The following is a 25,325-nucleotide window of genomic DNA, read 5'->3' on the forward strand; positions in this document are numbered from 1 at the left end:
ATACCGTGTGGCGCGACGAATCCCCGTATTGGCCATCATGGCCGGGCACGGGCAATTGCGTTCCGGCAGGAACCCTACCACGAAACGGCGATCCGGTCACGCCACCGCGACCGATGGGGCAACGCGGCCCGACGGCCAAGGTTTGAAGCCCGCGCGGGCTCCGATTGCAGGGCTCAGGATTCTCCGGGGGCCGGATCGAACAGCTTCGACTTGTCGGGCTTGCCGTCCCATTCCTTCGCATCCGGCGGCGGCTCCCCCTTGCGGGAGATGTTGGGCCATTGGGCCGCATAGGTGCGGTTCAGCTCGGCCCATTCGGTGGCGCGGTCGTCGCTGTCGGGGAAGATGGCCTCGGCCGGGCATTCGGGCTCGCAGACGCCGCAGTCGATGCATTCGTCCGGATGGATCACCAGCATGTTCGCGCCGACATAGAAGCAGTCCACCGGACACACCTCGACGCAGTCCATATACTTGCAGCGAATACAGTTCTCAGTGACGACGTAGGTCACGTTCACGCCCCTTCACGGCCCGGCGGACGCAATGGCGCCCTGCGCCCGCAGATGGACCGGACGCGCGCGCCATGCAAGCGAGGGATTCGGTGGGCTGCATCGCGCCGGGCGCGATGGGCAAAATCGCGCCGGGCGCGAGGGATCAGCTGTCGCCGATCTCCTCATAGAGGCCGCGCGCCTCGGCAGGCGGCCCACGACGGTCCGCAAGGGCCTGCACGCGCCATACCTTCACCACGCCACGCTCGGCCCCGCCGATCGCCAGGGTCAGCACGTCACCCGGCCGAAGCCGTGCATGGGGCTTGTCCACGGGCTGCCGGTTCAGCCGGACCGCGCCACGCTCCACCAGCGCCGCGCAGGCCGAGCGTGTCTTGGACAGGCGGGCGCACCAGAGCCACTTGTCGAGGCGCTGCCAGTCCCTGTCCTCCGCCTCCGCCACGGCGGCGCTGTCAGCTCTTTCCGAGCTTCAGCGCCGCAAGCACGGCGAAGGGGCTGTCGGGATCCGGGCCCTTGTCGCGGCGGGGCTCGAAGACCGGGCGCGGCTGGGGGGCGCCCTCGTCCCGGCGATCCCGGCGGGGGCCGCCCTGATAGCCGCCGCGCGCGCCATCGGCACGTTGGCCGCTGCGCGGCGAGCCGCCCTCGCGGTTACCGCGATCCTGGTTGCGGTTCGGGCCACGATCCTGGTTCCCAGGGCGGTTGCCCTGTCGGTCGTCGCGCCGGGGACCGCGGTTGGGGCGGGAATCGCGCGTCTCGCGGGGCGCATCCGGTTGGGGCTCGGCCAGGGCGGCGCCTTCGGCTGGTACGGCCTCGGCACTTTCGGGGGTGGCTTCCACAGGCGAGGCTTCGGCCGGCGCGCCATCGCGGCGGGGGTGGTTGCGCTCGCGGCGGTCCTGGCCGCCGCGCTGACGATGTCCGTCCTCACGGCGCGCGGCGACGAGCTGCGGCGCGGCAGGGCCGAAGGTACCCTCCGGCAGCGGCTCCGGTGCCACCAGGCGGAAGCCGAGGGCGTTCAGCACCGCCGGCAGGGTGTCGGCCTTGGCGCCGAGGCGGCTGGCCACATCCACCGGCAGGGCGGCGGGGGCGCGGCGGGTCAGGTGGCCCAGCTCGCCCGCGATGCGCTCGGCGACGTCGAGCCGTACCAGCGCCGGGCCAGCCTGGACCCAGCCCATGGTGGCGGCGAAGCCGCGTGGCCATTCACGCGGCGGCACGATGGAGACGAGGCCGCCGCCAGGCAGGGTCGGCACCGCAGAATTCGCCTTCAGCGCCCAGAGCTGCGCGCGCAGCGCCATCGGGCGCGGCTTCAGCATCTCGGGGATGTAGAGGGCAAAGCGGCCGGCGCGGACGCCAATGGCCTTCAGCTTGCCGCGCAGTTCCGGATTGATCTCGCGCTCAGTGCCGCCGGGCAGCAGGCCCAGGAATTCGCGCAGGCGGAAAAGGTGGCCGCGCAACTCGGCATCCTCGGCGGCCTTGGCCTCGGCCTCGATCAGCGGGGCGAAGTCGCGCGCGACCAGGGCATCGAACCAGGTGGCCAGCTTGGCGCGGATGCGGTCGCGCTGGGCGCTGTCGATGAACTCGGAATCGATCGGCTCGATCACCGGCTTCTCGGGCGTGGTGCCGGGCTTGAGCTTGGCGACCTCGGCCGCCTCGTCCTCGCCTTCGGCCTTCCAGGTGATGCGCTGGAACTTGGTGAGGGCGAAAGCCTCATCCGGCGCGGCCTCGATGGCGGTGACGCGGCGCGGCATCTCCTCGCGCAGCGCCCGGCGGGCGGCGCGGAGCATGACCTTGCGCTCCTCCTCGTCCTCGGCATCGGCGAGGGTTTCGAAGACGAAGCCCTTCACATGGCCGACCGGATGGCCTTCCACAACGACCTCGCCGTTCCGCGCCACCGCGGAGACGAGATCATCCTCGCCTTCGTCGAGCTTGCGGATCAGGTGGGCCGCGCGGCGGTCCACGAAGCGGGCGGTCAGGCGTTCGTGCAGCGCGTCGGAGACATGATCCTCGGCGGCGCGGGCGGCCTCCTGCATGGCAGTTGCGTCCTTCAGCCAGTCGGCGCGGGCGGCGACATAAGTCCAGGTGCGGATGCCGGCAAGCCGGGCCATCAGCGTGTCGAGATCGCCCTCGGTGTTGTCGAGATAGTTGATCTGGGAAGCGGCCCAGTCCGTCGGCAGCGTGCCATCCTGCGCGATGTGCTGGAAGACGCGCGCGCAGAAACGTGTGTGGCTCTCATCGGCCAGCTTGCGGAAGTCCGGGATCTGGCAGGCCTCCCAGAGCAGGCGGAGGCGGGCGCGTGAATCCGCCAGGCGGCGGATCTCGGGCTCGCGGGACAGGGCCTCGAGCGTGATGTGGTCCGTCGCGTCGTTGCCGCGCGCCAAGCCCTGGAAGGGCGGCGGCTGGGCCAGGCTGTCCAGCAGCGCGTCGATGCTCCGCATGTCGAGGTTGCTGTTGCGCCAGGCGAGGGTGGTCAGCGGCTCGAAGCGATGGCCCTCGATCTTGTTGACGAAATCATCGGCTAGCGGCGGGCAGTCGGCGGTGACGCCGAAGGTGCCGTCCCGCATGCCGCGGCCGGCGCGGCCGGCGATCTGCGCCGCCTCCTGAGCCGTCAGCAACCTGGGGCGGTGGCCGTCGAACTTCTGCAACCCGGCAAAGGCGACATGGTCGACATCCATGTTCAGCCCCATGCCGACTGCATCGGTCGCCACGAGAAAATCCACTTCGCGGTTCTGGTAGAGCGCGACCTGTGCATTGCGCGTGCGAGGCGAGAGGCGGCCCATCACCACCGCGCAGCCGCCGCGCCGGCGGCGGATGGCTTCGGCGATCGCGTAGACCTCGCCGGCGGAGAAGGCGACGACGGCGCTGCGCGGCGGCAGGCGCGTCAACCGCGCCGGACCGGCATAGGTGAGCTGCGACAGGCGCGGACGGCTATCCACCTCCGCCTGCGGCACCAGGCGCTGCAGCAGGGGGCGGATCGTCTCGGCGCCAAGGAACATGGTCTCGACCAGACCGCGCGCATTCAGCAGGCGGTCGGTGAACACGTGACCGCGATCGGCATCGGCGCAGAGCTGGATTTCGTCGACCGCGACGAATTCGGCCTGCCGGTCCAGCGGCATCGCCTCCACGGTGCAGGCGAACCATTTGGCGCCGGGCGGGATGATCTTTTCCTCGCCGGTGATGAGGGCGACGTTCTTCTCGCCCTTGGCCGCGACCATGCGATCGTAGTTCTCGCGTGCCAGCAGGCGCAGCGGGAAGCCGATGATGCCGCTGGAATGGGCCAGCAGCCGGGTGATAGCCAGGTGCGTCTTGCCGGTATTGGTAGGGCCGAGCACGGCCTTTACCCGGGACGGGAACATCTGGCGGTTTGAGATGGGGCTCATCTGCGGGGACGTGTGGCGCCCTCCGTTGGGCTTGGCAAGCACATAGGCTGGCGGGAGGCTATCGCGCCCCGCGGCCAGAACGATGACCGATCCGCTCCCCACGCCTTCATCCGCCCCTCCAGCCCCATCGATGGCGCGCTTCGCCGCCCTCTTGGCCACCAGCTTCCTGGGGGTGGGGGTGGCGATGCCTTTCCTGCCCCCCTTCCTCGCGGGAAAGGGGATGGGCCCGGAAGCGGTGGCGCAAATCCTGTTTGCGGGATCGCTGATCCGCTTTCTCGTCAGCCCCGCTTTGGGCCGGGTGGCGGACCGGCTGGGCGATGGCCGGATGGTGCTGGTTCCCTGCGCCGCCGTCGCAGCCCTGGCGGCGCCGCTTTTCCTGCCGGCACAGGGATTCTGGGCGGTGCTGGCCGTGCAACTCCTCTTCGCCGCCGCCATGGCGCCGCTGAGCCCCCTGGGGGAGGCGATGACCCTCGCGGCCACGCGGCGGGCAGGGGCGGATTACGGGCGGGTGCGGTCGGCGGGGTCGGTGGCCTTCATCCTGGGCGCGGCTGGGGCGGGCGCCATGGCAAGCTGGGCGGGCTATGCCGCCGTGCCCTGGCTGCTGGCTGCCTGCTACGTCACCGCCATCGCCGCCGCCTGGTCGCTGCCCCGCCCCGGGCTGGCCGCCGCGAGCCGGGCAACGAGTGGCCCAGTAGCCAGAGGCCGGGCGGCCGGGGGCGGGCTGCGCAGCCTTTTCGCCCTGCACCTGCTGCGGCGCCCGGGCTTCGCCCGGCTGGTCGCCATCACCGGGCTGATCCAGGGCAGCCATGCCGCCTATTATGGCTTCTCCAGCATCCATTGGGCCCGCGCGGGGCATTCCCCCGAGGCGATCGGCCTCCTCTGGGCCGAGGGCGTGCTGGCGGAGGTGCTGCTCTTCTTCTGGGCGCGCCCTTTGCTCGGGCGGCTCTCCCCGCGCGAGTTGATGTTCCTGGCGGCGGGGGCGGGCCTGGTCCGCTGGACGGCGCTGGCCTTCACCACCGAGCTTTGGGCGCTGGTGCCGCTGCAGGCACTGCATGCCATCACCTTCGGCGCGCAATACATGGGCGCAATGCGCTGGCTCTCCGCCAATGCCCCGCCCGGCGAGGGGCTGGCGGCGCAGAGCCTGCACGCGGCGATCGGCAACACCGGCGCGCTGGCCCTCTCGATGCTGTTGGCCGGGTGGTTCTATGCGCGGGTGGAAGGCGGTGCCTTTCTGGCCATGGCGGTGCTCTGCGCCCTGGCCGTGCCGGTTGCCTGGTGGTGGCGAGCGGGGCGATGAGGCTGGCTGAAGTGGCGCCTGCGGGAGGCGTTCAGCGCCATGCCTCCCCGTCCCAGTGATAGGCCGTCCACCGCGCGCGACGATTCTCCACGGTCACCCGGTTATAGGCATTCGGCTCCCCCCGCAGCCGCGTGGAGGTGGCCGAGCCCGCTTGGAGGACCGTCAGGCTGTCGCCTTCCTCCGCCGTGATGGCGTGCGTGTTGTAGAAACCAACATGCAGGTGCCCCGAGAGCACCAGCCGCACCCCGCCGCGCACTAGGTCGCGGAGCGCGCGTTCCCCGCGCCCGACCAGAGGCGTGCTCGGCTGCTCCGGCGGGGCGAGGAAGGGGTGGTGCGCGACGACGATGCGGAAGGGGCCCTCCGGCAGCCGGCGCAGGCGGCGCAGCACGCGCAGCAGCCCGGCGCGGGGGATGTTACCGTTCTCCCATTGCAGGTGCATCCCGCCGCGCGAGACGGTGTTGAGGCCGATCACCTGGATCTCCTCGTCTTCGAACATCGGCTCGGTGTCCGGGGCGATCATGGCCTGCCAGCGGCCGAAGGGATCGAGGAAGCGTTCCCACGGATAGTAGGCGGTGATGTCGTGGTTCCCCGGGACGGCGAGCCAGGGCATCTGCAACCCGTCCAGGAAGGCGCGGGCGGCCCGGTATTCGCGCCGGCGGGCGCGCATGGTCAGGTCGCCGCTGACCACCACGAGATGTGCGGGATCGGCGTTGAGCCGCGCGAGGAGCGCATCGGCGGCGCGCTGGTCCACGCGGCAGAAATGCAGGTCGGAGATGTGGTCGATCACCCTCATCCGGCGGTGCCCTCCAGTGGTGGGGCCAGAACCAGCAGCGCGCGCGGGCGCAGCGTGTAGTGGAGCGGTGTGCGCAGGACGGAGGGCTCCCCATCATTCAGCACCCGTAGCCGCTTGCGGCGGGAATGGATGGTGAAGGCGGGGCCGGAGAGGATCTCGACCTCGCGCAGCCGCTTCCAGAAGCCCAGCGCCATGGCCAGCAGCATCTTCGCCGACCAACCGATGGAGAAGGTGCGGGTGACGTAGAGGTAGAGCAAGCCGCTATCGAGGCGGGAGCGGTGGAACATCAGCCCCGCCCCTTCCTCATAGCCGTTGTTCACCACGGATAGGGCGCGGGTCCAGATCCGCCAGGGCTTCTCCCAGCCGGGGGCATTGATCATCAGCCGGTGCGGGCGGTGCCGCAGCAGAGCCCGGATGCCGGCAACCACCAGACGGAACAGGGCACGCCAGCTCTTGTTGCCGCGATAGCGCTCACGATGGCGGTTGATGGCGTTGGGAACGCCGATCACGGATTGGCAGAGGAAGATCGAGCCGTTCACCTCGCCCATATCGATGGTGCACGGCGCGGAGCGGCCGAGGGCGTAGGCGGCCTCCAGCGGGTCGAGCGGAAAGCCGAGGTCACGGGCCAGCAGGTTGAGGGTGCCAAGCGGCAGAACGCCGAGCACCCGCCCGGTATTGGCCAGCCGCGCCGCCACGCCCCGGATGGTTCCGTCGCCGCCGCCCACGATCACCACCGGCGCATCGGTGGCGAGGGCGGCCTCCACCCGGCCGCCCATGCTGGAGGCCGCATCCTCGCCGATGACGGTGAGGTCGAAGCCGGAATCGCGCAATGCCGCCACGATCAGCGCAGGTAGTTCCGGCCGCCCGGCCAAGGTGCCCGCGCGGTTGTTCATCACCAGGACGGCCCGCGTCATTTCATCGATGCCCTGGCCCCTCGTCCGCGGCGGCCGAACGCGGGGGTGAGAGGAAGGGTTGCGGCGGAAACGAAGAGGGGGCGCGGACCCTGCGGCCCGCGCCCCCCTTCGATGCCGTCGCGAGGTGCGCGGATCAAGCCGCGACCTTCACCCCCGCCATGGAGCGCAGCACGTAGTGCAGGATGCCGCCCTGCTTGTAGTACTCGACCTCGTCGGCCGTATCGACGCGGCACTGCACCTGGGTGCGGGTCTCGGTGCCGTCCGGGCGATGGATCACCACGTCGAGCATCATGCGGGCCTTGAGGTTCTCGAGGCCAAGGATGTCGATGGTCTCCTGGCCGGTGATGCCGAGGGTCTTGCGGTCCTCGCCCGGGCGGAAGACCAGCGGCAGCACGCCCATGCCGACCAGGTTGGAACGGTGGATGCGCTCGAAGCTCTCGGCGATCACCGCCTTCACGCCCAGCAGCATGGTGCCCTTGGCCGCCCAGTCACGGGAGGAGCCGGTGCCGTATTCCTTGCCGCCGAAGATCACCAGCGGTACGCCCTCGGCCTTGTACTTCATGGCCGCGTCGTAGATCGGCATCACCTCCTCGGAGGGGAAGTGCTTGGTAATGCCGCCCTCGATGCCCGGCACCAGCTCGTTCTTGATGCGGATGTTGGCGAAGGTGCCCCGCATCATGACCTCGTGGTTGCCGCGGCGGGCGCCGTAGCTGTTGAAGTCGTTCTGGCGAACCTGGTGCTCGAGCAGGTACTCGCCGGCGGGCGAGGCCTTCTTGATGGAGCCGGCCGGGGAGATGTGGTCGGTGGTGATGCTGTCCGCCAGCTCCGCCAGGACGCGCGCGCCATGCACCGAGGTGATCGGCTTCGGCTCGGGCGAGATGTCCTCGAAATAGGGCGGGTTCTGGACATAGGTGGAGCCCGAGTTCCAGCGATAGGTGTCGCTGCCCGCCTCGACGCTGATGCCCTGCCAATGCTCGTCGCCCTTGAAGACGTCGGCATAGCGGGACTGGAACATCTCGCGCGTCAGGACGCGGTGAACGACCTCGTTGATCTCCGACTGCTCCGGCCAGACGTCCTTCAGATAGACGGGCTGGCCATCGCTGCCCGTGCCCAGCGGCTCGGTCGTGATGTCCTTCGTGATCGTGCCGGCGAGCGCATAGGCGACCACCAGCGGCGGAGAGGCGAGGTAGTTGGCGCGCACGTTCGGATGCACGCGGCCCTCGAAGTTGCGGTTGCCCGAGAGCACCGAGGCGGCGACCAGCTTGTGGTCCTCGATGGCATCCACGATCGGATCGGCCAGCGGGCCGGAATTGCCGATGCAGGTGGTGCAGCCATAGCCGACCGTCTGGAAGCCCAGCGCGTCCAGATCGGCCTGCAAGCCGGAGGCGTTCAGGTAATCGGTGACCACCTGCGACCCGGGGGCGAGGGAGGTCTTCACCCAGGGCTTCGGCGCCAGTCCCTTGGCCCGCGCCTTGCGCGCCACCAGACCGGCGGCGACGAGGACATAGGGGTTGGAGGTGTTGGTGCAGGAGGTGATGGCGGCGATCACCACGTCACCATGCCCGAGGTCGTAATTCGCGCCGGACACCGGCACGCGGGAGCCGAGCGGCGGGGCGCCCTGGACTGCGAGGTTCGGCAGCTCCTTGGCGAAGGAGGTGGAGATCTCCGTAAGCACCACCTTGTCCTGCGGGCGCTTCGGGCCGGCCATGGAGGGCACGACCGTCGAGAGGTCCAGCTCCAGCGTGTCGGTGAAGACCGGGTCGGGGGTGGTGTTGTCGCGCCACATGCCCTGGGCCTGGGCATAGGCGCGGGCGAGGCTGATGCGGTGCTCCTCGCGGCCGGAGAGGCGGAGATAGCCCAGCGTCGCTTCGTCCACCGGGAAGAAGCCGCAGGTGGCGCCGTATTCCGGGGCCATGTTGCCGATGGTCGCGCGGTCGGCGACGGGCAGGTGCGTCAGGCCCTGGCCGTAGAACTCCACGAACTTGCCGACCACGCCCTTCTTGCGGAGCATCTGGGTGACGGTCAGCACGAGGTCGGTCGCGGTGACGCCTTCCTTCAGCTTGCCGGTCAGCTTGAAGCCGATCACGTCGGGGATGAGCATGGCGATGGCCTGGCCGAGCATCGCGGCCTCAGCCTCGATGCCGCCGACGCCCCAGCCGAGCACGCCAAGGCCGTTCACCATGGTGGTGTGGCTGTCCGTGCCATAGCAGCTGTCGGGATAGGCGTAGGTGTCGCCGGCGTCGGTGTTCGTCCACACCACCTGGGCGAGGTATTCCAGGTTCACCTGGTGGCAGATGCCGGTGCCGGGAGGAACGACGCGGAAGTTGTCGAAGGCTTCCTGGCCCCAGCGCAGGAACTCGTAGCGCTCGCCATTGCGCTGGTATTCGAGGTCCACGTTCTTCTTCATGGCGTCCGGCGTGCCGGAGACGTCCACCATGACGGAGTGGTCGATCACGAGGTCCACGGGGACCAGCGGGTTCACCTTCTGCGGGTCGCCGCCGAGCTTCAGCATGCCGTCGCGCATGGCGGCGAGGTCCACCACGGCGGGGACGCCCGTGAAGTCCTGCATCAGGATGCGCGCGGGGCGGAAGGGGACCTCCCGGTCGGACTGGCCCTTCTCAAGCCAGCCGGCGATGGCCTTGGCGTCATCCACCTTGTAGGTGCCGCCGTTCTCAAAGCGCAGGACGTTCTCGAGCAGCACCTTCAGGCTGTTCGGGAGGCGGGAGAAATCGGCGCCGAGCGCCTTCGCGGCCTCGGGGATCGAGAAGTAATGGTAGGTCTTGCCGTCGACCGACAGGGTGCGCCGGGTCTTGAGGGTGTCCTGACCGTTCTTGCTCATGCGTCGCAATTCCCCGCGGATGCTTGAATTTCCGGGCAGCTTGAAGCATGGCGAGGGTTTCCGGTCCAGGGGCGAGGCCGGTTCCGGGGGCATGACAGCGGGTAATGGCAGGCGTGCTGGCGGCGGATGATCTGGCCGCGCGGCGCGGCGGGCGAGTGGTCTTCGCGGGGCTGTCCCTGCGGGCCGCACCGGGGGAAGCGCTGCTGCTGCTCGGGCCCAACGGCGCGGGCAAGTCCACCCTGCTGCGCGTGCTGGCCGGGCTGCTGCGCCCGGCGGCCGGGCGCGTGGCCTGGGACGGGGTGGATCTGGCCGAAGATGCCGCGGCCCATGGCGCCCGCAGCCGCTATCTCGGCCATCAGGATGCGATCAAGCCGGCGCTGACGCCGCGCGAGGACCTGGCCTTCTGGGCGCGGCTGCGCGGCGGAGATCCCGATGCGGCTCTGGCCGCGCTGGGGCTTTCGGCCCTGGCCGGGCTGCCATGCCGGACGCTTTCGGCCGGGCAGAGGCGGCGGCTCGCGCTGGCGCGGCTCACCCTCGGCGACGCGCCGCTCTGGCTGCTGGACGAGCCAACGCTGGGGCTCGACTCGGCCTCGGTCACTCGGCTGGGCGGGCTGCTGGCAGCGCACCGGGCGCGGGGCGGAATCGTGCTGGCCGCCACCCATCTGCCGCTGCCCCTGCCGGATGCGCGGGAACTCGCCCTGGGGATGGCATCTTGATCGCCGTCTTCCTCCGCGAATTACGCCTGGCCCTGCGCCACCCGGCCGAAGCGCTGGCGGCGGTGCTGTTCTTCGTCATCGTCTGCGCGCTGTTTCCCTTCGGCGTCGGGCCGTCGCCCGAAGCGCTGGCGCGGCTGGCGCCCGGCGCGCTGGTGACGGCGGCGCTGCTGGCCGCGCTGCTGCCGCTGGACCGGCTCTTCGCCGCCGAGGCGGAGGACGGCTCGCTGGACCTGCTGCTGACCGCAGGGCTGCCGCCGGCCGGACTGGCGGCGGCCAAGACGGCGGCGCATTGGGCAGTGACCGGGCTGCCGCTGCTGGTCGCCACGCCGGTCGCATCGGCGCTGCTGGCCCTGCCGACGGAGGCCTGGGGCATCGCGATGCTGGCGCTCGCGCTGGCCTCCGCCATCCTGTCCCTGCTCGGCACGCTCGGCGCTGCGCTGACGCTGGGCGCAAGGCGGGGCGGGGTGTTGCTGCCGCTGCTGGTGCTGCCGCTGGCCGTGCCGGTGGTGATCTTCGCCGCCGGGGCCATCGAGGCGGCCGCCGCAGGCGCCGAATCCCGCCCCTTCCTGCTGCTGCTGGGCGCCTTCCTGGCCGCCGCCCTGCCTTTGGCGCCGCTCGCCGCCGGGGCCGCGCTGCGTGAGGGTTGAATCGCGCCCCCCTTTCCGGCGTTAGATAGCGCATGGCCTTCAAGGGAAAGCCGCCCGGCTCCGGCTCGGGCGAGATGTCGCGCCGGACGGTAGCCCTTCGTCCCGCGATCGACCTGCCGCCGCGCCAGCGCGACGAGGCACGCCGCCTGCGCCGCGCGGGCCATGAGCCCGCGCAGATCGCAGAGGCTATCGGTGCGCCCGTGGAGGAGGTGGAGAAGGCCCTCGTTCAGATGCGGATGCCGCGGCCAGAGACGACACGCGGCACGTTGAACGTGACGCTCGCCGCCCATGCGCTGGTGATGAAGGAGCGCCAGGGGAACGAACCGCTCTGGCAGACCATGGACCGGCTGCTGGACGAGCTGCTGCGCCACCGCTCCGCCGAGGCTGCCCGCAACCGGCGCCGGCGGGAGGATAGCGGCGCTCTGCCGCTGTTCCCCGAAGGCTGGCCGGAAGGCTGACGGGCAGTTCCGCAGGGCTGATGCCGCGCACCGGGCTGACGGATCGGGATGGTCGGGCCAGACTAGAGAGATGCGCCGCAGCCTGATCCTCGCCCTCCTGCTCGCGCCTGCCGCCGTCCGCGCCCAGGCGCAGCCGGCGCGGCGTAGTGCCCCCCGGCCAACGGCTGCCCCCCGGCCGCTGGCTGGCCCCTTCAAGCCGCTTCCCGACGCTTCCGGCCCCGCCCCCGCCTGCGAGGCGGCGCCCGCGCCGGTGCGGAACCTGGAAGGCCTGGGCTTCTATCTCGACCCCGCCTTTTCCCGCCCTGACCCCAAGCGGATGCGGGCCGATGCCGAGGCGGCGCGCCCCCTTCTGGAATGGCTCGCCGCCGTCCAGAGTGCGGTGGAGCGGCGCCGCAAGGGTGAGTCCGGGGCCGCGACCTGCGTGCTGGCCATGCTGGACCATTGGGCGCGGAACGAGGCGCTGCTGGGCGCCTTCAACCGGGAGGGCGGGTATCACCGCAAGCGCGCCCTGGCCGGGGCGGCGCTCTCCCGCCTCGCGATCCGCGAGGCGCCGGGACTCGACCCGGTGCGGCTCGGCCGGACAGGACGCTGGCTGGGCGAGGTCGCGCGGGCCGTGCGGCCGCATTACGAGCGTAAGTCGGAGGCGCTGATCAGCGACACGCGGAACAACGAAGCGGCCTGGGCAGGGCTGGCCGTGGCGGCGGCCGGGATCGCCGCCGGGGACCGCGGGTTGCTGGACTGGGGCGTCACGCGGCTCCGGGCGCAGCTTGCCCAGGTGGATGAGCGCGGCGCGCTGCCGCAGGAAGTCGCGCGCAAGGCGATGGCGCTGCACTACCACCTCGCCGCGCTGGACGCCGTCGCGGCGCTGGAGCGGCTGGCTTCCGCCAATGGCATCGCGCTGAGCGATCCGGAGCGCGCGGCCTATCGCCGGTTGCGGGATCTCTGCCTCGCCGCCGCCCGCGATCCCGCGCGCATGGCGGCGATCGCGGGCGTGGATCAGGTGGATCCCTGGCTGGGCGACCAGCCGCCGCTCCGCATGGCCCCGGGCCTGGAGATCGCCGCCATCGCCATGCCGGACCCGGAGTCCGACGAGGCGCTCGCGCCCTTCCGCCCCTATGCCGATCCCTGGCTGGGCGGCGGGATCACGGGGTGGTGGAAGGGCTGACGCGTCACTCCATGCCGGGCGGGCGCCCCATGAGCAGGTTCACCGCGCCCCCCACGTCCAGCGTTCCGTCCAGCACGGCGGCTACGGCAGCGCAGACCGGCAGCTCCACCCCGGCCTGGGCGGCGCGGGCGAGGAGGGCAGGGGCGGTGGCGACGCCTTCGGTGACTGATTGGCGGGCGGCCAGCACATCGGCCGCCGCCTCGCCGCGCCCGAGTGCCACGCCGAGGGAGAAGTTCCGGCTGCTGGCTCCGGCACAGGTGAGCATCAGGTCGCCGAGCCCCGAGAGCCCGGCCACCGTCTCCGACCGCCCGCCCAGTGCCACGGCGAGCCGCGCGATCTCGGCCAGGGCGCGGGTGACGAGGGCGGCGCGGGCATTCTCGCCCAGCCCGGCGCCCATCACGGCGCCCGCAGCGATCGCCGCCACGTTCTTCGCCGCCCCCGAGACCTGCACCCCGAGCGGGTCCGTGCCCGCGTAGAGGCGGAAGGCGTGAGAGGCGAGGCCGGCGGTGGCGAGGTCCCGCAACGCCGAATCCGTGCTGGCGAGGACGGCGGCGGCAGGCAGGCCGGCGGCAACCTCATGCGCGAAATTCGGCCCGGAGAGGATGGCGGTGGCCAGGCCGGGCCGGGCTTCGGCCAGGATTTCCAGCGGGAAGCGCAGCGTGCCGGTCTCGACGCCCTTGGAAACCACCACGCAGGGTGGCAGGGGCGGGAGCAATGACAGCACGGCGCGCAGGTGCTGCGTCGGCACCGCCAGGATGGCGACGGCGGTGCCGGAGAGTGCCGCCGCTGGATCGGCGGTGACTTGCAGGGCCTCCGGCAAGGGCGTGCCGGGCAGGTGGCGGACATTCTCGCGCGCCACCTGCATCGCTTGCGCGCGTGCAGGCTCCCGCGCCCAGAGCGAGACCTCCGCCCCGGCTCGCACTGCCTGGAGGGCCAGGGCCGTGCCCCAGGCCCCGGCGCCGATGACGGCGATCTTCATCCCGCCGCTCATTCGGGGACGATCTCGGTCACGGCCCAGCCGCCGCCCGGCTCTCCATCGTCGAAGCGGGCATAGAGCGCGCCGAGCAGGCTCCGGGCCTTGTCGGCGAAGCCGAAGGGCGGGTTCACGACCAGCAGGCCGCAGCCGTTCAGCCGGGTCGGATCGGTCGGCTCGCGCAGCCACAGCTCGCAGGCGATCACGTCCCGCATCCCGGATGCGATCACCGCGTCGCGGAAGTCGCGCACAGGGGCGCGGTGCTTGATCGGGTACCAGGCGGCCTGGATCGCGGCCCGGAAGCGGTGCGAGAGCTTGGCCATGCCCTCGGCCAGCCGCTCGAACTCGCCCTCCGCCTCGAAGGGCGGGTCGAGCAGCACGAGGCCGCGCCGCTCGGGGAAGGGGGTGAGGGCGGCCAGGGCCTCATAGGCGTCGCGCTTGTGGACGGAGACCTGGGGATCGCCCTTGAAAGCAGCGCGGAGGGTGGCGTGGTCCTCCGGATGCAGCTCGCAGAGGGCGAGGTGGTCAGTCGGCCGCAGCATTGCGCGAATCAGGGCCGGGCTGCCCGGATAGGTGCCGCGCGGGAAGCTGCGCACCAGGGCCAGCCAGGGCAGGAGGGGGCCGTCCTGGATGGTTTCCAGCCGGCCGATGCCGTCGCGCCATTCGCCGGTGCGGCGGGCCTCGTTCGACTGCAGGTCATAGAGTCCGATGCCGGCATGGGTGTCGAGCACGCGGAAGGGCGTCGCCTTGTGGGCGAGCGCGGCCACCAGCGCATGGACGAGGGCGTGCTTCATGCAATCCGCGAAATTCGCGGCATGGAAGGCGTGGCGATAATTCATGCGGGGGGTGAGAGCTCGTCCAGCGGCCAGCGGGGGCGGGGGGCGTGGTCCCAGGGATCGGTGAGGCCGGCGCGGAGGCGCTCGATCCCGGTCCATGCGACCATTACCGCATTATCGGTGCAGAGGCGGATGGGAGGAGCGACCAGGGGGAGGCCGGCGGCTTCAGCAACTTTTGCGAGGGCGGTCCGCACGCCGGAATTGGCGGCGACGCCGCCGGAGACGACCAGCGCGGTGGCGCCGGGCGCCATGGCGAGCGCGTTCCGCGCGCGGTCCGCCACCACAGCCGCGACCGAGGCCTGGAAGGCGGCGGCAATGTCGGCGCGCGCCGCATTTCCCTTCGCCACCGCCTGCGCCACGGCGGTCTTCAGCCCCGAGAAGGAGAAGTCGCAGCCAGGCCGGCCGAACATGGGGCGGGGCAGGGGAACGCGGGAGGCGTCGCCTTCCTGGGCGAGCCGTTCCAGATGCGGGCCACCGGGCCAGGGCATGCCGAGCAGCTTGGCGGCCTTGTCGAAGGCTTCTCCCACCGCGTCGTCCAGCGTGGTGCCCAGGCGGCGGTAGCGGCCCAGCCCCTCCACGGCCACGCATTGGCAATGGCCGCCGGAGAGCAGCAGCAGGAGATAGGGAAAGGCGGCGCCGCCCGGTAGCAAGCCGGGAAGGCGCGGCGTCAGGGCATGGGCTTCCAAGTGGTTCACCGCCACGAAAGGCAGGTTGTTGGCCAGGGCGATGCCCTTGCCGAAGCTGGCGCCGACGATCAGCCCGCCAATCAGCCCCGGGCCGGAAGTGGCGGCAACCCCGCCGAGGTCGCGCGGCGACAATCCCGCGCGCTCCATCACCCCCGCCACCAGGCCGGGCAAGTGGGAGAGATGCGCGCGCGCCGCCAGCTCCGGAACCACGCCGCCGAAGCGGGCATGGTCCTCGGTCTGGCTGAAGACGGATTCGGCCAGGATGGTGCCATCTGGCGCCAGCACGGCGGCCGCCGTCTCGTCGCAACTGCTCTCGATGCCAAGGACCGGACCGACGAGGTCCATCCATCATGCCTTTCCGTATTCGCGGGGGGGTTCTAAGACGCCGCCATGTCGCTTGCCCACCCCGTCCCCCACGACGCCCAGGGTGGCCCATCCGCGGAAGCTCCGCGGGTGCGGCCGCATATGCGTTCGCTCCCGCTGCGTGTGGGAACGCGCGGCTCCCCGCTCGCCCTTTGGCAGACCCGCTGCTTCCTCGGGATGGTGCTGCATTTCTGCCCGGTGCTGCGGAACATCAATGCCTTCGAGGAGCATGTCATCCAGACCTCGGGTGACAGGATCCAGGACAAGCGGCTGGCGGATGTCGGCGGCAAGGGCCTCTTCGCCAAGGAAATCCATGAGGCGCTGCTGGACGGGCGGATCGACTTCGCCGTCCATAGCCTGAAGGATCTCGAGACCGAGATGCCGCCCGGGGTGGTGCTCGCCTGCACCCTGAAGCGGGAGGACAGCCGCGATGTCCTCATCCCCGGCCCCGGCATGCCGCCGCTCGACCCGTCGGACCCGATCGGCAGCATCCCTGCGGGCACGCGGCTGGGCACGGCCAGCCTGCGGCGCCAGGCCCAGGTGCTGCATGTCCGGCCCGATCTCGAGGTCGGCATGATCCGCGGCAACGTCCAGACGCGGCTGCGGAAGCTGGCCGAGGGCGAGTCCGACGCCACCCTGCTGGCGCTGGCGGGCCTCAAGCGTATGGACCTGACTCCGGAGGGGATGGTGATCCTGGACCCGGACGCGATGGTCCCGGCCGCCGGCCAGGGCATCATCGGCGTGACCGTACGGGCCGAGGACACCGAACTGCATGAGCTGCTGGGCGCCATCGAGGACCGCGAGGCCCGCGCCGTCTCCCGCGCTGAGCGCGCCATGCTGGCGGCGCTGGACGGGTCCTGCCGCACCCCGATCGGCGGCCATGCCCGGCTGCTGCCCGATGGGCGGCTGCATCTGACCGGGCTGGTGGCGCGGCCGGATGGCTCCTTCCTGCTCAAGCGCAGCCTGCACGGGCCTGCCGCCGATGCAGAGGCCATCGGCGAGGAGCTGGGCCGCAGCCTGCGCGCGGACAGCCCGGCGGATATCTTTGGCTGAGGGTGATGCGGTCGCGGCCGGGCGTCCGGGCTGCCTGATCACCCGGCCGGAGCCGGGCGCCGCGGCGACCGCCATGCGGGTGGCGGCGCTAGGCTGGCAGCCGGTTTTGGCCCCCGCCCTGCTGCTTTCGCCCCTGCCGATTGCGCCCGCGCCGGAGGCGCGCGCCGTGCTGGTGCCGAGCGCCGCCGCACTTCCCTCCCTGGCCGAAAGCTGCCCGCCCGGGCTGCCGGTGCTGGCGGTGGGGGAGGGGACCGCCGCAGCCGCGCGGGATGCTGGTTTCACGGATGTCATCGCGGCTGAGGGGGATGCCCTGTCCCTGGCGGCGCTGGCCGGGGCACGGCTGGATACCGCCGGGCCGGTCCTGCTGGCTTCCGGCCAGGGCTATGGCGACGATCTGGCCGCCGATCTCGCGGCGCGCGGCTTCGCCGTGATACGGCGCGACGCCTATGTCGCGACCGAGGCCACTGCCCTTCCCGAAGCCGCCCGCGATGCCCTTGCGGAGGGGCGCATCCGCGTAGCCCTCTTCTTCTCGCCGCGCAGCGCCCGATCCACCCTCTCGCTGATGCGGGAGGCAGGATTGTGCGGCGCGGCAACCGCCATTCGCGCCCTCGCGTTGAGCCGTCGCGTGGCGGAGGCGCTGTGCGGGGCGCCGGGCTATGTTTCCTGGGGGGGGCTGGACGTGGCGCCGCGTCCGGATCAGGAGGCGTTGCTGGCCTTGCTCGGCCCTCCGTTCCAAGTGCTTGCCCTTCCCGCTTCACCAGAAGGATGACGCCGATCCCATGAGCGACACGCCCAAGACGCCCCGCGGCCCATCCTCCTCGGGAGGTGCCGGCAAGGGAGGCAAGACCGGCGGCGCCGCCAACGCGTCGGCGAAGGATACGACGGCGCCCGCCGCGCCCATGCCCCCGGCTGCGGAGATGGCAGCGCCTGGTGCGGCCTCCGCCCCGGCGGACGTGGCTGGTGTGAATTCCGGCGGGACCGCTGGTGCCACCACGGGATCGGCCAGCGCATCCCCGGCTGCCTCGGCTTCCGGAACCAATTTGGCCAGCGCTTCGGCGGGCAGCGCGGCGCCCTCTTCTTCCGGCGCCGGCATGCCGCCTGCCCCGCCGCCGCCGGCCGGGCTGAACGCCCCCAGGAAGCGTTTCGAGCCGGCGGTCCTGCCGATCGCGGCCGGGCTGGTCGTGCTGGGCGGCGCCGTGGCCTTCCTGCTTTCGAGCCCGCGCGAGCGTCCGGCGCCGCCGGCGGAGATCCAACAGGCCGCTGCGGCGCGCACGGCGTCGGTCGACTCGCGCCTGGCGGCGCTGGAGGCCCGCCCCTCCGCCGAAGGGCTGGCGGACCGTGCCGCCGCCGCCGAGCGCCGCCTGGAGGCGGCCGAGGCCGCGATGCGCGAATTGGCCGCGAAGCCGGTGGTCGATCCCGAGGCGCGCGCGGGTGTCTCCACCCTCAACGGTGCGCTCGAAGCCGTTCGCACCGCCTCTGCCGAGGGGCTGCGCCGGCTGGAGGAGCGCACCGCCGCCCTCGATGCCCGCATCCAGGAGGAGGCGCGCCGCTCCGAGGCCCGGATCGCCCAGGCCGAGGCCACCCTCGCCAACCGGCTGACGGGCGCGGAGCAGGCCCTGGCCGCCCGCGTGACTGCCGCCGAGCAGGCCTTCGCCCCGCGCCTCGCGGCGCTGGATGCCGCGCTGAACCAGCGTGTCGAGGCTGCCGGCCAGGCGATGAACCAGCGGCTGGACGCGGCGGGGAGGGAAATGGATGAGCGCCTCTCCCGCGCCGAGGCGCAGATGAACGAGCGGATCGGCCGGCAGGAGGCCGCGCTGGCCCAGCGCGTGCAGCAGTTCGAGCAGCGGCTGGCCCAGGCCGAGGCCGCCGAGCGCCGCCTGGGAGCGCTCGCCGCGCGCGGCTCCATCCAGACGGCGCTGGAGGCCGGCCGGCCGCTAGGGCAGGCACTGTCCGGATTGTCGGGCACCCCGCCGGTGGCCCTGGCCCGCTACCGCGACGCGGCCCCGCCCACCGAGGCGGCGCTGCGGCTTTCGTTCGAGGATGCCGCCCGCGAGGCGCGGCTTGCCGCCGAGCCGCAAGGGCAATCGGTGGCGGATTCCGCCCTCGCGCGGCTCCAGGGGCTGGTGACGGTGCGGCGCGGGGAGCAGGTGGTGGTCGGCGACGCAGTTTCGGGCGAGCTGGAGCGCGCGCGCCGCTCGCTGGATGCCGGCGACCTGGCCGGTGCGGTGGAGCGGCTGGAGAAGCTGCCGGAACCCTCGCGCAACGCCATGGCCGGCTGGATCGGGCAGGCGCGGGACCTGGTGGAGGCCCGCGCCGCGCTGCGGGACCTCGGCACTGCCGCCCCTGGCGCGGGGGCGAACTGATGATCCGTGCGATCTGGCTGCTGATTCTCCTCGGCCTGGGCGTCTGGGCCGCGCTCTTTCTCCGCCAGATGGGCGGGATCGTGGAGATCACCGTCGGCAACACCTTCATCGGCATCCCCGTCTGGCTGGGGCTGCTGGCGCTGGTGGTGGGTTTCGTGGTGCTGCATGGGCTGCTCTCCGCCTGGAAGTCGCTGCGCGGCTGGCCGGCGCGGATGCGCGCCCGGCGCGCGGAGCGGCACCGGCGGGACGGCGATGCCGCCGTGACCCGTGCCCTGGTGGCCCTGGCCGCCGGGACGCCGGACCAGGCGCGGCTGGAGATCCGTCGGGCCCGGGGCCTGCTGGGCGACACGCCGCATACCCTGCTGCTGACCGCCGAGGCGGAGCGCATGGCCGGACGGAACGACGCCGCCAACGAGGCCTTCCGCGCCTTGGCGGCGCGGGAGGACGGCAAGTTCCTCGGCCTGCGTGGCCTGCTGCGGGATGCCATGCAGCGCGAGGACTGGCCCGCCGCCCAGCGCCTGGCGCGGGAGGCCGAGGCTGCCCAGCCCGGCGCCGCCTGGGTGAAGGAGGAGCGCGCCGCCCTCGCCCTCCGCACGCGGGACTGGAGGGAGGCGCTGGCGCTCTCCCCGTCGGACCAGCTGACCGGGCATCGGCGCGCGGCGCTGGCCCTGGCGGCCGCGATGCAGGATCCGGAGACGGCCTCCTCCCTGGAGAAGCAGGCGCTTTCGGCCGATCCGGGCTTCGCCCCCGCCGCATTGGCGGTGGCGCGCCGCCAGGCGGCGGAGGGCAGCCCGCGCCGGGCGAAATCCACGCTCCAGGCGGCCTGGAAGGTGGCGCCGCATCCCGACATCGCCGAGGCCTATCTGGCTGACGAAGCCGATGCCCTGGCCCGGGTGAAGGCCGCCGAGTCCCTGACCCATGAGAACCGCACCCATCCGGAAAGCCGCCTTGTCCTCGGCCGCACGGCATTGGCCGCGGGGCTGACCGGGCGGGCACGGGCGGAGCTGGAGGGGCTGGTTGCCTCCGGCAATGCGGATCGCCGGGCCTATCTGGCGATGGTGGACATGGATGCGGTGGAGCTGGGCGACAGTGCCGCCGGCCGTGCCGCCGAGGCGAAATGGCTGCGCGCCGCCGCCGCTGCGCCGCCCGAGCCGCGTTGGCAGTGCCTGAACTGCGGGACGGTGCACGCGAAATGGGAGCCGGTCTGCGAGGCCTGCGACACGCCGGGGCGAATCGAGTGGACGGGAGGCGCGCAGAAGGGCGGGACGGTCGCGACGACCTGATGCGCGAGGTTGCCGCGCGGCGCAGGTCCGGCTAGAAGGCGCCGCACCGCGTCACGCCGGCCCTGTCCGGCGCGTCTCGAATGGGCCGGGTTAGCACAGCGGTAGTGCAATCGATTCGTAATCGATAGGTCGCGAGTTCGATTCTCGCACCCGGCACCATTTTCCTTCCGCTGCCCGGAAGCGGACTGTTTTCCGCAAGTTTCGAACGTCTCGTCTTTTCGCAGGCCCTTGGCCGCTCTACCGCGGCTAGATCCATCCATTCCTGACGAACTTCTGGCAACCGTCCGTGGATTAGGCCGTTCCTATGCCGGTACTGTGGTGGGCCTGGAGGCAGGCCCCGCAAGCCTGCTCCCCTTGGGATCGCTCCCCAACACGGCACGGCCACAGAAATCCCCTGCCCCCGCGCAGTTTCTTCCCGACCTCGGCGGCCAGAGGTCTTCTCCTTGGCCAGTCTGCGGCAATGACCCGAGCCCATTTGGCAATGTCGGCATTGAGCACGGCCGCGAACTGCTCCGGGCTCATCTTGCCGGGCTCTGCGCCCACGTCCGCAAACTTGGCTTTCACCTCGGCCGAGCCGAGCTGCGCCCGCAGCGTCGTGTTGAGCTGACCGGCCAGCGGTGCCGGAATGCCGGCAGGTCCAAGCAGGCGGAACCAGCCCGCCGCATCGTATCCGGGTAGGCCGCTCTCGGCGATCGCGGCGATTGGGGGAAAGAGCCGCGACCTCTCTGCGGTGGTGACGCCAAGGGCACGCAACTTCCCATCGACGATCTGAGGCGGGACAGGCGGCGCTGGGGCGAAGATGAAGGGGATCTGGCCAGCAAGCACATCCGTTATGGCAGGGCCGACGCCGCGATAGGTCACGTGTTCGACTCGGGTGCCGGCCAAGCTGTTGAATGGTGCTCCTGCCAGATGCGAGGCCGGCCGACACCCGAGGAGCCGTAGTTCACCCGGGAGGGATTCGCCTTCGCATTGGCAATGAGGTCGGCGCCGGGCGCGTGCAGGCTGGGCATCGGCTGCCGACGGAGCGGGTGCTGGCGGAGCGGCTGCGTTGTACGCGGGGCGCGGTGTGCAAGTCGCTCGCGCTGCTGGAGGCGGAGGGCAGGCTTGTTCGCCGCGTGGGGACGAACCTACCTGGCAGCGTGGATGGACGATGTGCACGGCACCAGCCCCGCGCAGATGATGGAGGCGCGGCTGGTGCTGGAGCCCGGGCTTGCGGCCGCGGCCACGGGCTGCGCGATGCCAGCGGACATGGCGGAGTTGGACCGCTGGGCTGCGCTGGGCGATCCGTGCGCCCGATCCAGGTGCAGCGGCGAAGGCGATGGAAGCGCATCTGCTTTCAATACGACGCAACCTGCTCGACATCCGAGCGCCATCATGCCGGGATCGGCATCCAGCCGGAATTTTCGTCATGCCATGAACTGGGGGGACGGCGTCCGGCACGCAGCTCCCGCCGGAGTTGTACCTGGGCCACGCCTCGTTGTGTCCGAAACGGTCACGAAGCTGTCATCCGTCACCTGTGGATACATTTATGCTTTGTGGAAGTTACTGCGCCGTCCGGTCTCACAACGGAGGTAACGAATGAAAATGATACCCGCACTGGCAGTTGTAACGGCCGCCTTGGGCCTTGCGGCATGCACGCTGAACACGGCACCGCAGAACCCGCCGACTGCCGCGGTGGCACCCGCCACCATCGTGACGACGCCCGCGCCCACAATGATGGCGCCGCCTCCGCCGAGCTCGACTGTCGTGGTTCGCCCGTAAGCGAAGGCTGTCTGGGAAGGGAGTGCCGCAGGCCGGCGCTCTCTTCGCGGATGGTGGTTTCGTCATGGCGCAGCCGGGAAGCCTTCCGGCTGCGCCATGCGTTTCGGGGCGCGCTTCGTTGTCTTCTGGCGCCCGTTAGTCGTGCGTCGCAAGTGCCATGGGCGCCGGATCCTGATCGATGCCGTGTTCGTCGTGGAACCTGGTGAAGGCGGAGACGGGCTCCCGCTCGGCAATCAGGCCGTTTGTCGGCTCAGTCGGGTCGGCGGTTCCGAGTGCCATGCCACAGACCACGACCTCGGATTCGGGAATCGGCAGTTCACGCCTCAAGACATGCGGATAATTGGCAATGGCGGCCTGGGGGCAGGTGTCGAGGCCAAAGCCGCGTGCCGCGATCATCAGGCTCTGCAGAAACATGCCGTAGTCGAGCCAGCTTCCCTGCCTCAGGTCGCGATCGATGGTGAATATGAGACCGACCGGCGCTCCAAAGAAATCGAAATTGCGCGCCCGCTGTCGCTCTCCCGCCTCCTTGTCTCCACGCGCGACGCCTGCGAGGGCATAGAGCCCCCAACCGACGGCGCGGCGGCGCTCCAGATAGGGGGAGCGCCAAGTGCCAGGGTAGTATTCGTACTCGCGCGATGACGCTTCGCCGGAGTTGAAGGCGGAGAGAAGTGCGGCCGAGACGCGGGCAAGCGCTGTGCCGGTGAGGACATGCACCTTCCAGGGCTGGATGTTGCTGCCGCTGGGTGCGCGGCTGGCGATCTCCAGCAGGCGGATGATCGTCGCCCGGTCGACGGGTGCATCGGTAAAGCCGCGAATGCTGCGCCGGCTGGAGATGGCGTAGGCGACGGCATCCCGCATCATGTCGGAATCGGCTGGCGGTTCGGTCCGCCCGTTGATGTGCATCAGGTCAGGCCTTCATCGGAGACGATTGCCGGTGCTCGCCGGCGGAGGCGACTATCGATTCTCGTGCGGTCCGGCGTCCAGATGCGGGCTGAATTGTCTTCCAGAAGGCGTCGGCGCCACGGGTGTAAAGCCTCGCAGCTGTGAAAATCCGCTGCGCGAAACGCGGGTGCGGGTCAATGGTCCATCCGGCGGAACAGCGTTCGCGCGAGAGGCGAGCGATTGCATCCAGTTTGGATGGTACTCCGGGAATTTTCCGGCTAACAGACTGAAATTGTAAGGCTTCCGGAGCGGGTGCTGAAAGCGCGTGTCTCTTTACTCCGTCAGGCGCCTCACTCACATAGACGCGAGGAAACGGGAAAGTGAGCGCAGGGGGTGCTCACACCCGGTGGTTCGTCAAGGCACCAGAACGATGCAGCACGTGTATGGCATGACTCTTCCGGGGTTCTCCGTGACCTCGCAGGACTGCCGCGACTTTCTGCTCAAGTTCGGCAGCGTGGAGCTCTACTTCTATCGTGAGCGGCCGAGCTATTTCGGGCGTGTCCGCGAGGGCAGCGCGCAGGTTTTCGCCGCGGGCACCTTCCGGCTTTCGGTCCAGCGCTTCGGCCAGACGGCGATGCTGCCGGCCCTCCGGGACGACAAGGTGGCGGCCTGAACTCAGGCGCACCGATCAGCCTTTCCGATCACCGTGCAATTCCGGCGTAGATCATGCGCCGGCGTTGCGGAGGAGGCCGGTGAGGGTCCGGATTTTCCGGTTCCTCCCCTGACAGTGGCGGCCTAGCGGATGGCGAGGATGTTTCGCCGCCCCAGGTCGCCCGGTGCGGCATGCACCATGAACTCGCCGTCCCGCCCGCTCGAGCCGGGAACCAGTGCGAACCACATCGTGTCCCTCGCGCCGGAAGCGAAGCTTGCTTCCGCGCGGCAAAGGATGAGGCCCGGGAAGGCACCGGCCGGTGTCTCCGCCTGGCTTGCGGCACCCATCTCGGCCAGGCGCAGCCGACCCTGACCCATGGGGCCAGCCTCGTAGGCCTGACGCGCTGAGGGCGCGGCCTGGCTGCAGCGTTCGCTGCCAGGAACCGGCACCTGGACGCGTAGGAACTCTGTGCCGACGAAGGCGCCTGCGCCGATCAGCAGCGCCAGGAAAAGAATGCCAAGGATTTTCATCGGCGGCCTGCGCAGCCGAGCCGCTGCGGTGGCGCCGGCGATTGCAGGTGGGCGTGCAAGGGCGCGCGGCCCTCATCCTCGGCTTTGGACATCGCCGAAATGATGGCACGGCGCGGGCGCTGACCGAAGCCTTCCAATGTCGGGTTCAGTCTTTCCTCCACGGCCGTATGGAGCGCCACGCGATCCGCGGCGCCCCGGCACGGCTCAGCCCTGCAGCTCGCGCCGCACGATGGCGGCGCCTTCTGCCATAGCGCGAAGCTTGGCGAAGGCCCGGGGGCGGGGGAGGTACTTCATGCCGCAATCGGGCGCGACGACCAGACGCTCCGCCGGAATTCGCTTCAGTCCGGCGCGGATTCGCTCGGCCACGATCTCCGGCGTTTCCACCTCGGCGCTGCCGAGATCGATCACACCCAGCATGATGGTCTTGCCGGGCAGTTCATCGAGGACGGATAGGTCAAGCTTCGGCTGCGCCGCTTCGATGGAGATCTGGGCCGCCGTGCAATCGGCCAGCTGCGGCAGGAAGGAGTAGCCTGAGGGCTTGTCCTTCACGACCGCCGCATAGCCGAAGCAAAGATGGACCACCGTATCACCATCCAGCCCTTCCAGCGCGCGGTTCAGGGCGCGCACGCCGAAGCGGGCGGCCGCCTCGGGGCGGGCCTGCATCCAGGGCTCGTCGAACTGGATGATGCCGACGCCGGCGGCGCGGAGGTCCTTCGCCTCCTCGTTGACCGCGGCAGCGTAGTCCATCGCCATCGCCTCCTCGTCCTTGTAGTACTCGTCGGACGCCTGCTGGGAGAGGGTGAAGGGGCCCGGCAGGGTGATTTTCGTGCGCCGGTCGGTGTTGGCGACGAGGAACTCGACGTCGCGCACTTCCACGGGTCGGTTGCGGCGGATACGGCCGATCACGCGCGGCACCATCGTCTCCTTGCCGGCGCGGCCCATGGTGCGGGCCGGGTTGTCCACGTCCACGCCGTCCAGCGCGAGGGCGAAGCGGTTGGAGTAGCTTTCCCGCCGGATCTCACCATCCGTCACGATGTCGATCCCGGCACGCTCCATGTCGCGGATGGCGATCAGCGTGGCGTCGTCCTGCGCCTGTTCCAGCGCATCCTCGGCCACGCGCCACATCTGCTTCATCCGTACGCGCGGCACGAGGTTCTGCGCCAGCACGGCACGGTCCACCAGCCAGTCCGGCTGCGGGTAGCTGCCGACGACGGTGGTGGGAAGTAGGGTATTGGTCATG

23 protein-coding genes, 1 tRNA gene and 1 pseudogene are annotated in these 25,325 nt (G+C 70.9%); 12 read left to right on the forward strand and 13 right to left on the reverse strand.

Going from position 1 to position 25,325, the window contains the following annotated elements:
- Positions 1-173 precede the first annotated feature (173 nt).
- From fdxA to GSE44_RS20390, 3 genes are all read right to left on the reverse strand, one after another.
- A complete protein-coding gene (fdxA, locus tag GSE44_RS20380; protein ID WP_159350674.1) occupies positions 174-506 on the reverse strand; it encodes a ferredoxin FdxA in 333 nt (110 codons plus the stop codon).
- 142 nt (positions 507-648) lie between these two features.
- The gene (locus GSE44_RS20385) at positions 649-942 is read right to left on the reverse strand and encodes an RNA-binding S4 domain-containing protein (RefSeq protein ID WP_159350675.1); all 294 of its coding nucleotides are present in this window, start codon (positions 940-942) and stop codon (positions 649-651) included.
- A gap of 10 nt (positions 943-952) precedes the next feature.
- Positions 953-3,874, reverse strand: coding sequence for a helicase-related protein (locus GSE44_RS20390; RefSeq protein WP_235924992.1), 2,922 nt, complete (start codon positions 3,872-3,874; stop codon positions 953-955).
- An 82-nt stretch (positions 3,875-3,956) separates the two neighbouring features.
- On the opposite strand from GSE44_RS20390, the gene GSE44_RS20395 reads away from it, so the two are divergent.
- Positions 3,957-5,171, forward strand: a complete 1,215-nt coding sequence (locus GSE44_RS20395; RefSeq protein ID WP_159350676.1) for an MFS transporter — start codon at positions 3,957-3,959, stop codon at positions 5,169-5,171.
- A gap of 31 nt (positions 5,172-5,202) precedes the next feature.
- On the opposite strand, the gene GSE44_RS20400 is transcribed toward GSE44_RS20395, so the two are convergent.
- From GSE44_RS20400 to acnA, 3 genes are all read right to left on the reverse strand, one after another.
- Entirely contained in the window at positions 5,203-5,964 is a 762-nt protein-coding gene (locus GSE44_RS20400; protein WP_159350677.1) for a metallophosphoesterase family protein, read from the reverse strand.
- Positions 5,961-6,878 carry a diacylglycerol/lipid kinase family protein gene (locus GSE44_RS20405; protein ID WP_159350678.1) on the reverse strand — a complete coding sequence of 306 codons (918 nt, stop codon included), beginning with the start codon at positions 6,876-6,878 and terminating at the stop codon, positions 5,961-5,963. Before GSE44_RS20405 ends, GSE44_RS20400 begins: the two co-directional genes overlap by 4 nt.
- A 133-nt stretch (positions 6,879-7,011) precedes the next feature.
- Positions 7,012-9,717 carry an aconitate hydratase AcnA gene (gene acnA, locus GSE44_RS20410; RefSeq protein ID WP_159350679.1) on the reverse strand — a complete coding sequence of 902 codons (2,706 nt, stop codon included), beginning with the start codon at positions 9,715-9,717 and terminating at the stop codon, positions 7,012-7,014.
- Between the two features lie 113 nt (positions 9,718-9,830).
- On the opposite strand from acnA, the gene ccmA reads away from it, so the two are divergent.
- The 4 genes from ccmA to GSE44_RS20430 all read left to right on the forward strand — a co-directional run bounded on the left by ccmA (position 9,831) and on the right by GSE44_RS20430 (position 12,703).
- Positions 9,831-10,433, forward strand: coding sequence for a heme ABC exporter ATP-binding protein CcmA (gene ccmA, locus GSE44_RS20415; RefSeq protein ID WP_457852178.1), 603 nt, complete (start codon positions 9,831-9,833; stop codon positions 10,431-10,433).
- On the forward strand, positions 10,430-11,080 hold the full coding sequence (ccmB, locus tag GSE44_RS20420) for a heme exporter protein CcmB (RefSeq protein WP_159350681.1): 651 nt from the start codon (positions 10,430-10,432) through the stop codon (positions 11,078-11,080). The genes ccmA and ccmB overlap by 4 nt, the downstream gene beginning before the upstream one ends.
- Before the next feature lie 32 nt (positions 11,081-11,112).
- On the forward strand, positions 11,113-11,538 hold the full coding sequence (locus GSE44_RS20425) for a hypothetical protein (protein WP_159350682.1): 426 nt from the start codon (positions 11,113-11,115) through the stop codon (positions 11,536-11,538).
- 70 nt (positions 11,539-11,608) lie between these two features.
- Positions 11,609-12,703: an alginate lyase family protein gene (locus GSE44_RS20430; protein ID WP_159350683.1), complete on the forward strand. Its 1,095-nt coding sequence runs from the start codon at positions 11,609-11,611 to the stop codon at positions 12,701-12,703.
- Between the two features lie 4 nt (positions 12,704-12,707).
- Here the strand turns inward: GSE44_RS20430 and GSE44_RS20435 are convergent, their stop codons facing one another.
- From GSE44_RS20435 to tsaD, 3 genes are read right to left on the reverse strand one after another with little or no spacing between them, the layout of a single operon-like run.
- The gene (locus GSE44_RS20435) at positions 12,708-13,694 is read right to left on the reverse strand and encodes an NAD(P)H-dependent glycerol-3-phosphate dehydrogenase (RefSeq protein WP_159350684.1); all 987 of its coding nucleotides are present in this window, start codon (positions 13,692-13,694) and stop codon (positions 12,708-12,710) included.
- A complete protein-coding gene (locus GSE44_RS20440; RefSeq protein ID WP_159350685.1) occupies positions 13,691-14,515 on the reverse strand; it encodes a 23S rRNA (adenine(2030)-N(6))-methyltransferase RlmJ in 825 nt (274 codons plus the stop codon). The genes GSE44_RS20435 and GSE44_RS20440 overlap by 4 nt, the downstream gene beginning before the upstream one ends.
- Positions 14,512-15,543 (reverse strand): tRNA (adenosine(37)-N6)-threonylcarbamoyltransferase complex transferase subunit TsaD, encoded by a 1,032-nt coding sequence (gene tsaD, locus GSE44_RS20445; protein ID WP_159350686.1) that lies wholly within the window; start codon positions 15,541-15,543, stop codon positions 14,512-14,514. Before tsaD ends, GSE44_RS20440 begins: the two co-directional genes overlap by 4 nt.
- A 45-nt stretch (positions 15,544-15,588) precedes the next feature.
- Here tsaD and hemC point away from each other — a divergent pair, with 45 nt between their 5' ends.
- The 5 genes from hemC (at position 15,589) to GSE44_RS20470 (ending at position 20,419) form a co-directional block, all read left to right on the forward strand.
- Positions 15,589-16,614: a hydroxymethylbilane synthase gene (gene hemC, locus GSE44_RS20450; protein WP_159350687.1), complete on the forward strand. Its 1,026-nt coding sequence runs from the start codon at positions 15,589-15,591 to the stop codon at positions 16,612-16,614.
- Positions 16,607-17,383, forward strand: coding sequence for a uroporphyrinogen-III synthase (locus GSE44_RS20455; RefSeq protein WP_159350688.1), 777 nt, complete (start codon positions 16,607-16,609; stop codon positions 17,381-17,383). Before hemC ends, GSE44_RS20455 begins: the two co-directional genes overlap by 8 nt.
- A gap of 10 nt (positions 17,384-17,393) precedes the next feature.
- Positions 17,394-18,977 carry a mitofilin family membrane protein gene (locus GSE44_RS20460; protein WP_159350689.1) on the forward strand — a complete coding sequence of 528 codons (1,584 nt, stop codon included), beginning with the start codon at positions 17,394-17,396 and terminating at the stop codon, positions 18,975-18,977.
- A complete protein-coding gene (locus tag GSE44_RS20465) occupies positions 18,977-20,260 on the forward strand; it encodes a heme biosynthesis HemY N-terminal domain-containing protein (RefSeq protein WP_159350690.1) in 1,284 nt (427 codons plus the stop codon). The genes GSE44_RS20460 and GSE44_RS20465 overlap by 1 nt, the downstream gene beginning before the upstream one ends.
- An 84-nt stretch (positions 20,261-20,344) precedes the next feature.
- Positions 20,345-20,419, forward strand: a tRNA-Thr gene (locus tag GSE44_RS20470).
- Between the two features lie 132 nt (positions 20,420-20,551).
- Here the strand turns inward: GSE44_RS20470 and GSE44_RS26540 are convergent.
- A pseudogene (locus GSE44_RS26540) lies at positions 20,552-21,178 on the reverse strand (tripartite tricarboxylate transporter substrate-binding protein); the annotation flags it as partial.
- On the opposite strand from GSE44_RS26540, the gene GSE44_RS26545 reads away from it, so the two are divergent.
- The gene (locus tag GSE44_RS26545) at positions 21,154-22,227 is read left to right on the forward strand and encodes a GntR family transcriptional regulator (protein WP_408015133.1); all 1,074 of its coding nucleotides are present in this window, start codon (positions 21,154-21,156) and stop codon (positions 22,225-22,227) included. The pseudogene GSE44_RS26540 and the gene GSE44_RS26545 overlap by 25 nt on opposite strands.
- Here the strand turns inward: GSE44_RS26545 and GSE44_RS20485 are convergent.
- Positions 22,157-22,924 carry a nitroreductase gene (locus tag GSE44_RS20485; protein WP_235924994.1) on the reverse strand — a complete coding sequence of 256 codons (768 nt, stop codon included), beginning with the start codon at positions 22,922-22,924 and terminating at the stop codon, positions 22,157-22,159. The genes GSE44_RS26545 and GSE44_RS20485 overlap by 71 nt on opposite strands.
- Positions 22,925-23,333: 409 nt before the next feature.
- Between GSE44_RS20485 and GSE44_RS20490 the strand changes: the two genes are divergently transcribed.
- Positions 23,334-23,576, forward strand: a complete 243-nt coding sequence (locus GSE44_RS20490; protein ID WP_159350693.1) for a hypothetical protein — start codon at positions 23,334-23,336, stop codon at positions 23,574-23,576.
- 122 nt (positions 23,577-23,698) lie between these two features.
- Here GSE44_RS20490 and GSE44_RS20495 read toward each other — a convergent pair whose 3' ends face one another.
- Together GSE44_RS20495 and GSE44_RS20500 are read right to left on the reverse strand one after the other, a co-directional pair.
- Positions 23,699-24,085, reverse strand: a complete 387-nt coding sequence (locus GSE44_RS20495) for a hypothetical protein (RefSeq protein ID WP_159350694.1) — start codon at positions 24,083-24,085, stop codon at positions 23,699-23,701.
- A 204-nt stretch (positions 24,086-24,289) separates the two neighbouring features.
- Positions 24,290-25,324: a 5-methyltetrahydropteroyltriglutamate--homocysteine methyltransferase gene (locus GSE44_RS20500; protein ID WP_159350695.1), complete on the reverse strand. Its 1,035-nt coding sequence runs from the start codon at positions 25,322-25,324 to the stop codon at positions 24,290-24,292.
- Position 25,325 lies beyond the last annotated feature (1 nt).

The sequence above is a fragment of the Muricoccus harenae genome, assembly GCF_009848505.1.
Lineage (GTDB): Bacteria > Pseudomonadota > Alphaproteobacteria > Acetobacterales > Acetobacteraceae > Roseomonas > Roseomonas harenae.

What these genes read in the sequence shown, in the direction of transcription:
- GSE44_RS26545 (WP_408015133.1), top strand. Translation starts at nt 21,154, where the DNA reads ATGGTGCTCCTGCCAGATGCGAGGCCGGCCGACACCCGAGGAGCCGTA.
- GSE44_RS20430 (WP_159350683.1), top strand. Translation starts at nt 11,609, where the DNA reads ATGCGCCGCAGCCTGATCCTCGCCCTCCTGCTCGCGCCTGCCGCCGTC.
- GSE44_RS20395 (WP_159350676.1), top strand. Translation starts at nt 3,957, where the DNA reads ATGACCGATCCGCTCCCCACGCCTTCATCCGCCCCTCCAGCCCCATCG.
- GSE44_RS20500 (WP_159350695.1), bottom strand. Translation starts at nt 25,324, where the DNA reads ATGACCAATACCCTACTTCCCACCACCGTCGTCGGCAGCTACCCGCAG.
- GSE44_RS20390 (WP_235924992.1), bottom strand. Translation starts at nt 3,874, where the DNA reads ATGAGCCCCATCTCAAACCGCCAGATGTTCCCGTCCCGGGTAAAGGCC.
- tsaD (WP_159350686.1), bottom strand. Translation starts at nt 15,543, where the DNA reads ATGGACCTCGTCGGTCCGGTCCTTGGCATCGAGAGCAGTTGCGACGAG.
- GSE44_RS20465 (WP_159350690.1), top strand. Translation starts at nt 18,977, where the DNA reads ATGATCCGTGCGATCTGGCTGCTGATTCTCCTCGGCCTGGGCGTCTGG.
- GSE44_RS20485 (WP_235924994.1), bottom strand. Translation starts at nt 22,924, where the DNA reads ATGCACATCAACGGGCGGACCGAACCGCCAGCCGATTCCGACATGATG.
- hemC (WP_159350687.1), top strand. Translation starts at nt 15,589, where the DNA reads ATGTCGCTTGCCCACCCCGTCCCCCACGACGCCCAGGGTGGCCCATCC.
- GSE44_RS20460 (WP_159350689.1), top strand. Translation starts at nt 17,394, where the DNA reads ATGAGCGACACGCCCAAGACGCCCCGCGGCCCATCCTCCTCGGGAGGT.
- GSE44_RS20495 (WP_159350694.1), bottom strand. Translation starts at nt 24,085, where the DNA reads ATGAAAATCCTTGGCATTCTTTTCCTGGCGCTGCTGATCGGCGCAGGC.
- GSE44_RS20435 (WP_159350684.1), bottom strand. Translation starts at nt 13,694, where the DNA reads ATGAGCGGCGGGATGAAGATCGCCGTCATCGGCGCCGGGGCCTGGGGC.
- GSE44_RS20400 (WP_159350677.1), bottom strand. Translation starts at nt 5,964, where the DNA reads ATGAGGGTGATCGACCACATCTCCGACCTGCATTTCTGCCGCGTGGAC.
- acnA (WP_159350679.1), bottom strand. Translation starts at nt 9,717, where the DNA reads ATGAGCAAGAACGGTCAGGACACCCTCAAGACCCGGCGCACCCTGTCG.
- GSE44_RS20490 (WP_159350693.1), top strand. Translation starts at nt 23,334, where the DNA reads ATGCAGCACGTGTATGGCATGACTCTTCCGGGGTTCTCCGTGACCTCG.
- GSE44_RS20405 (WP_159350678.1), bottom strand. Translation starts at nt 6,878, where the DNA reads ATGACGCGGGCCGTCCTGGTGATGAACAACCGCGCGGGCACCTTGGCC.
- GSE44_RS20425 (WP_159350682.1), top strand. Translation starts at nt 11,113, where the DNA reads ATGGCCTTCAAGGGAAAGCCGCCCGGCTCCGGCTCGGGCGAGATGTCG.
- GSE44_RS20440 (WP_159350685.1), bottom strand. Translation starts at nt 14,515, where the DNA reads ATGAATTATCGCCACGCCTTCCATGCCGCGAATTTCGCGGATTGCATG.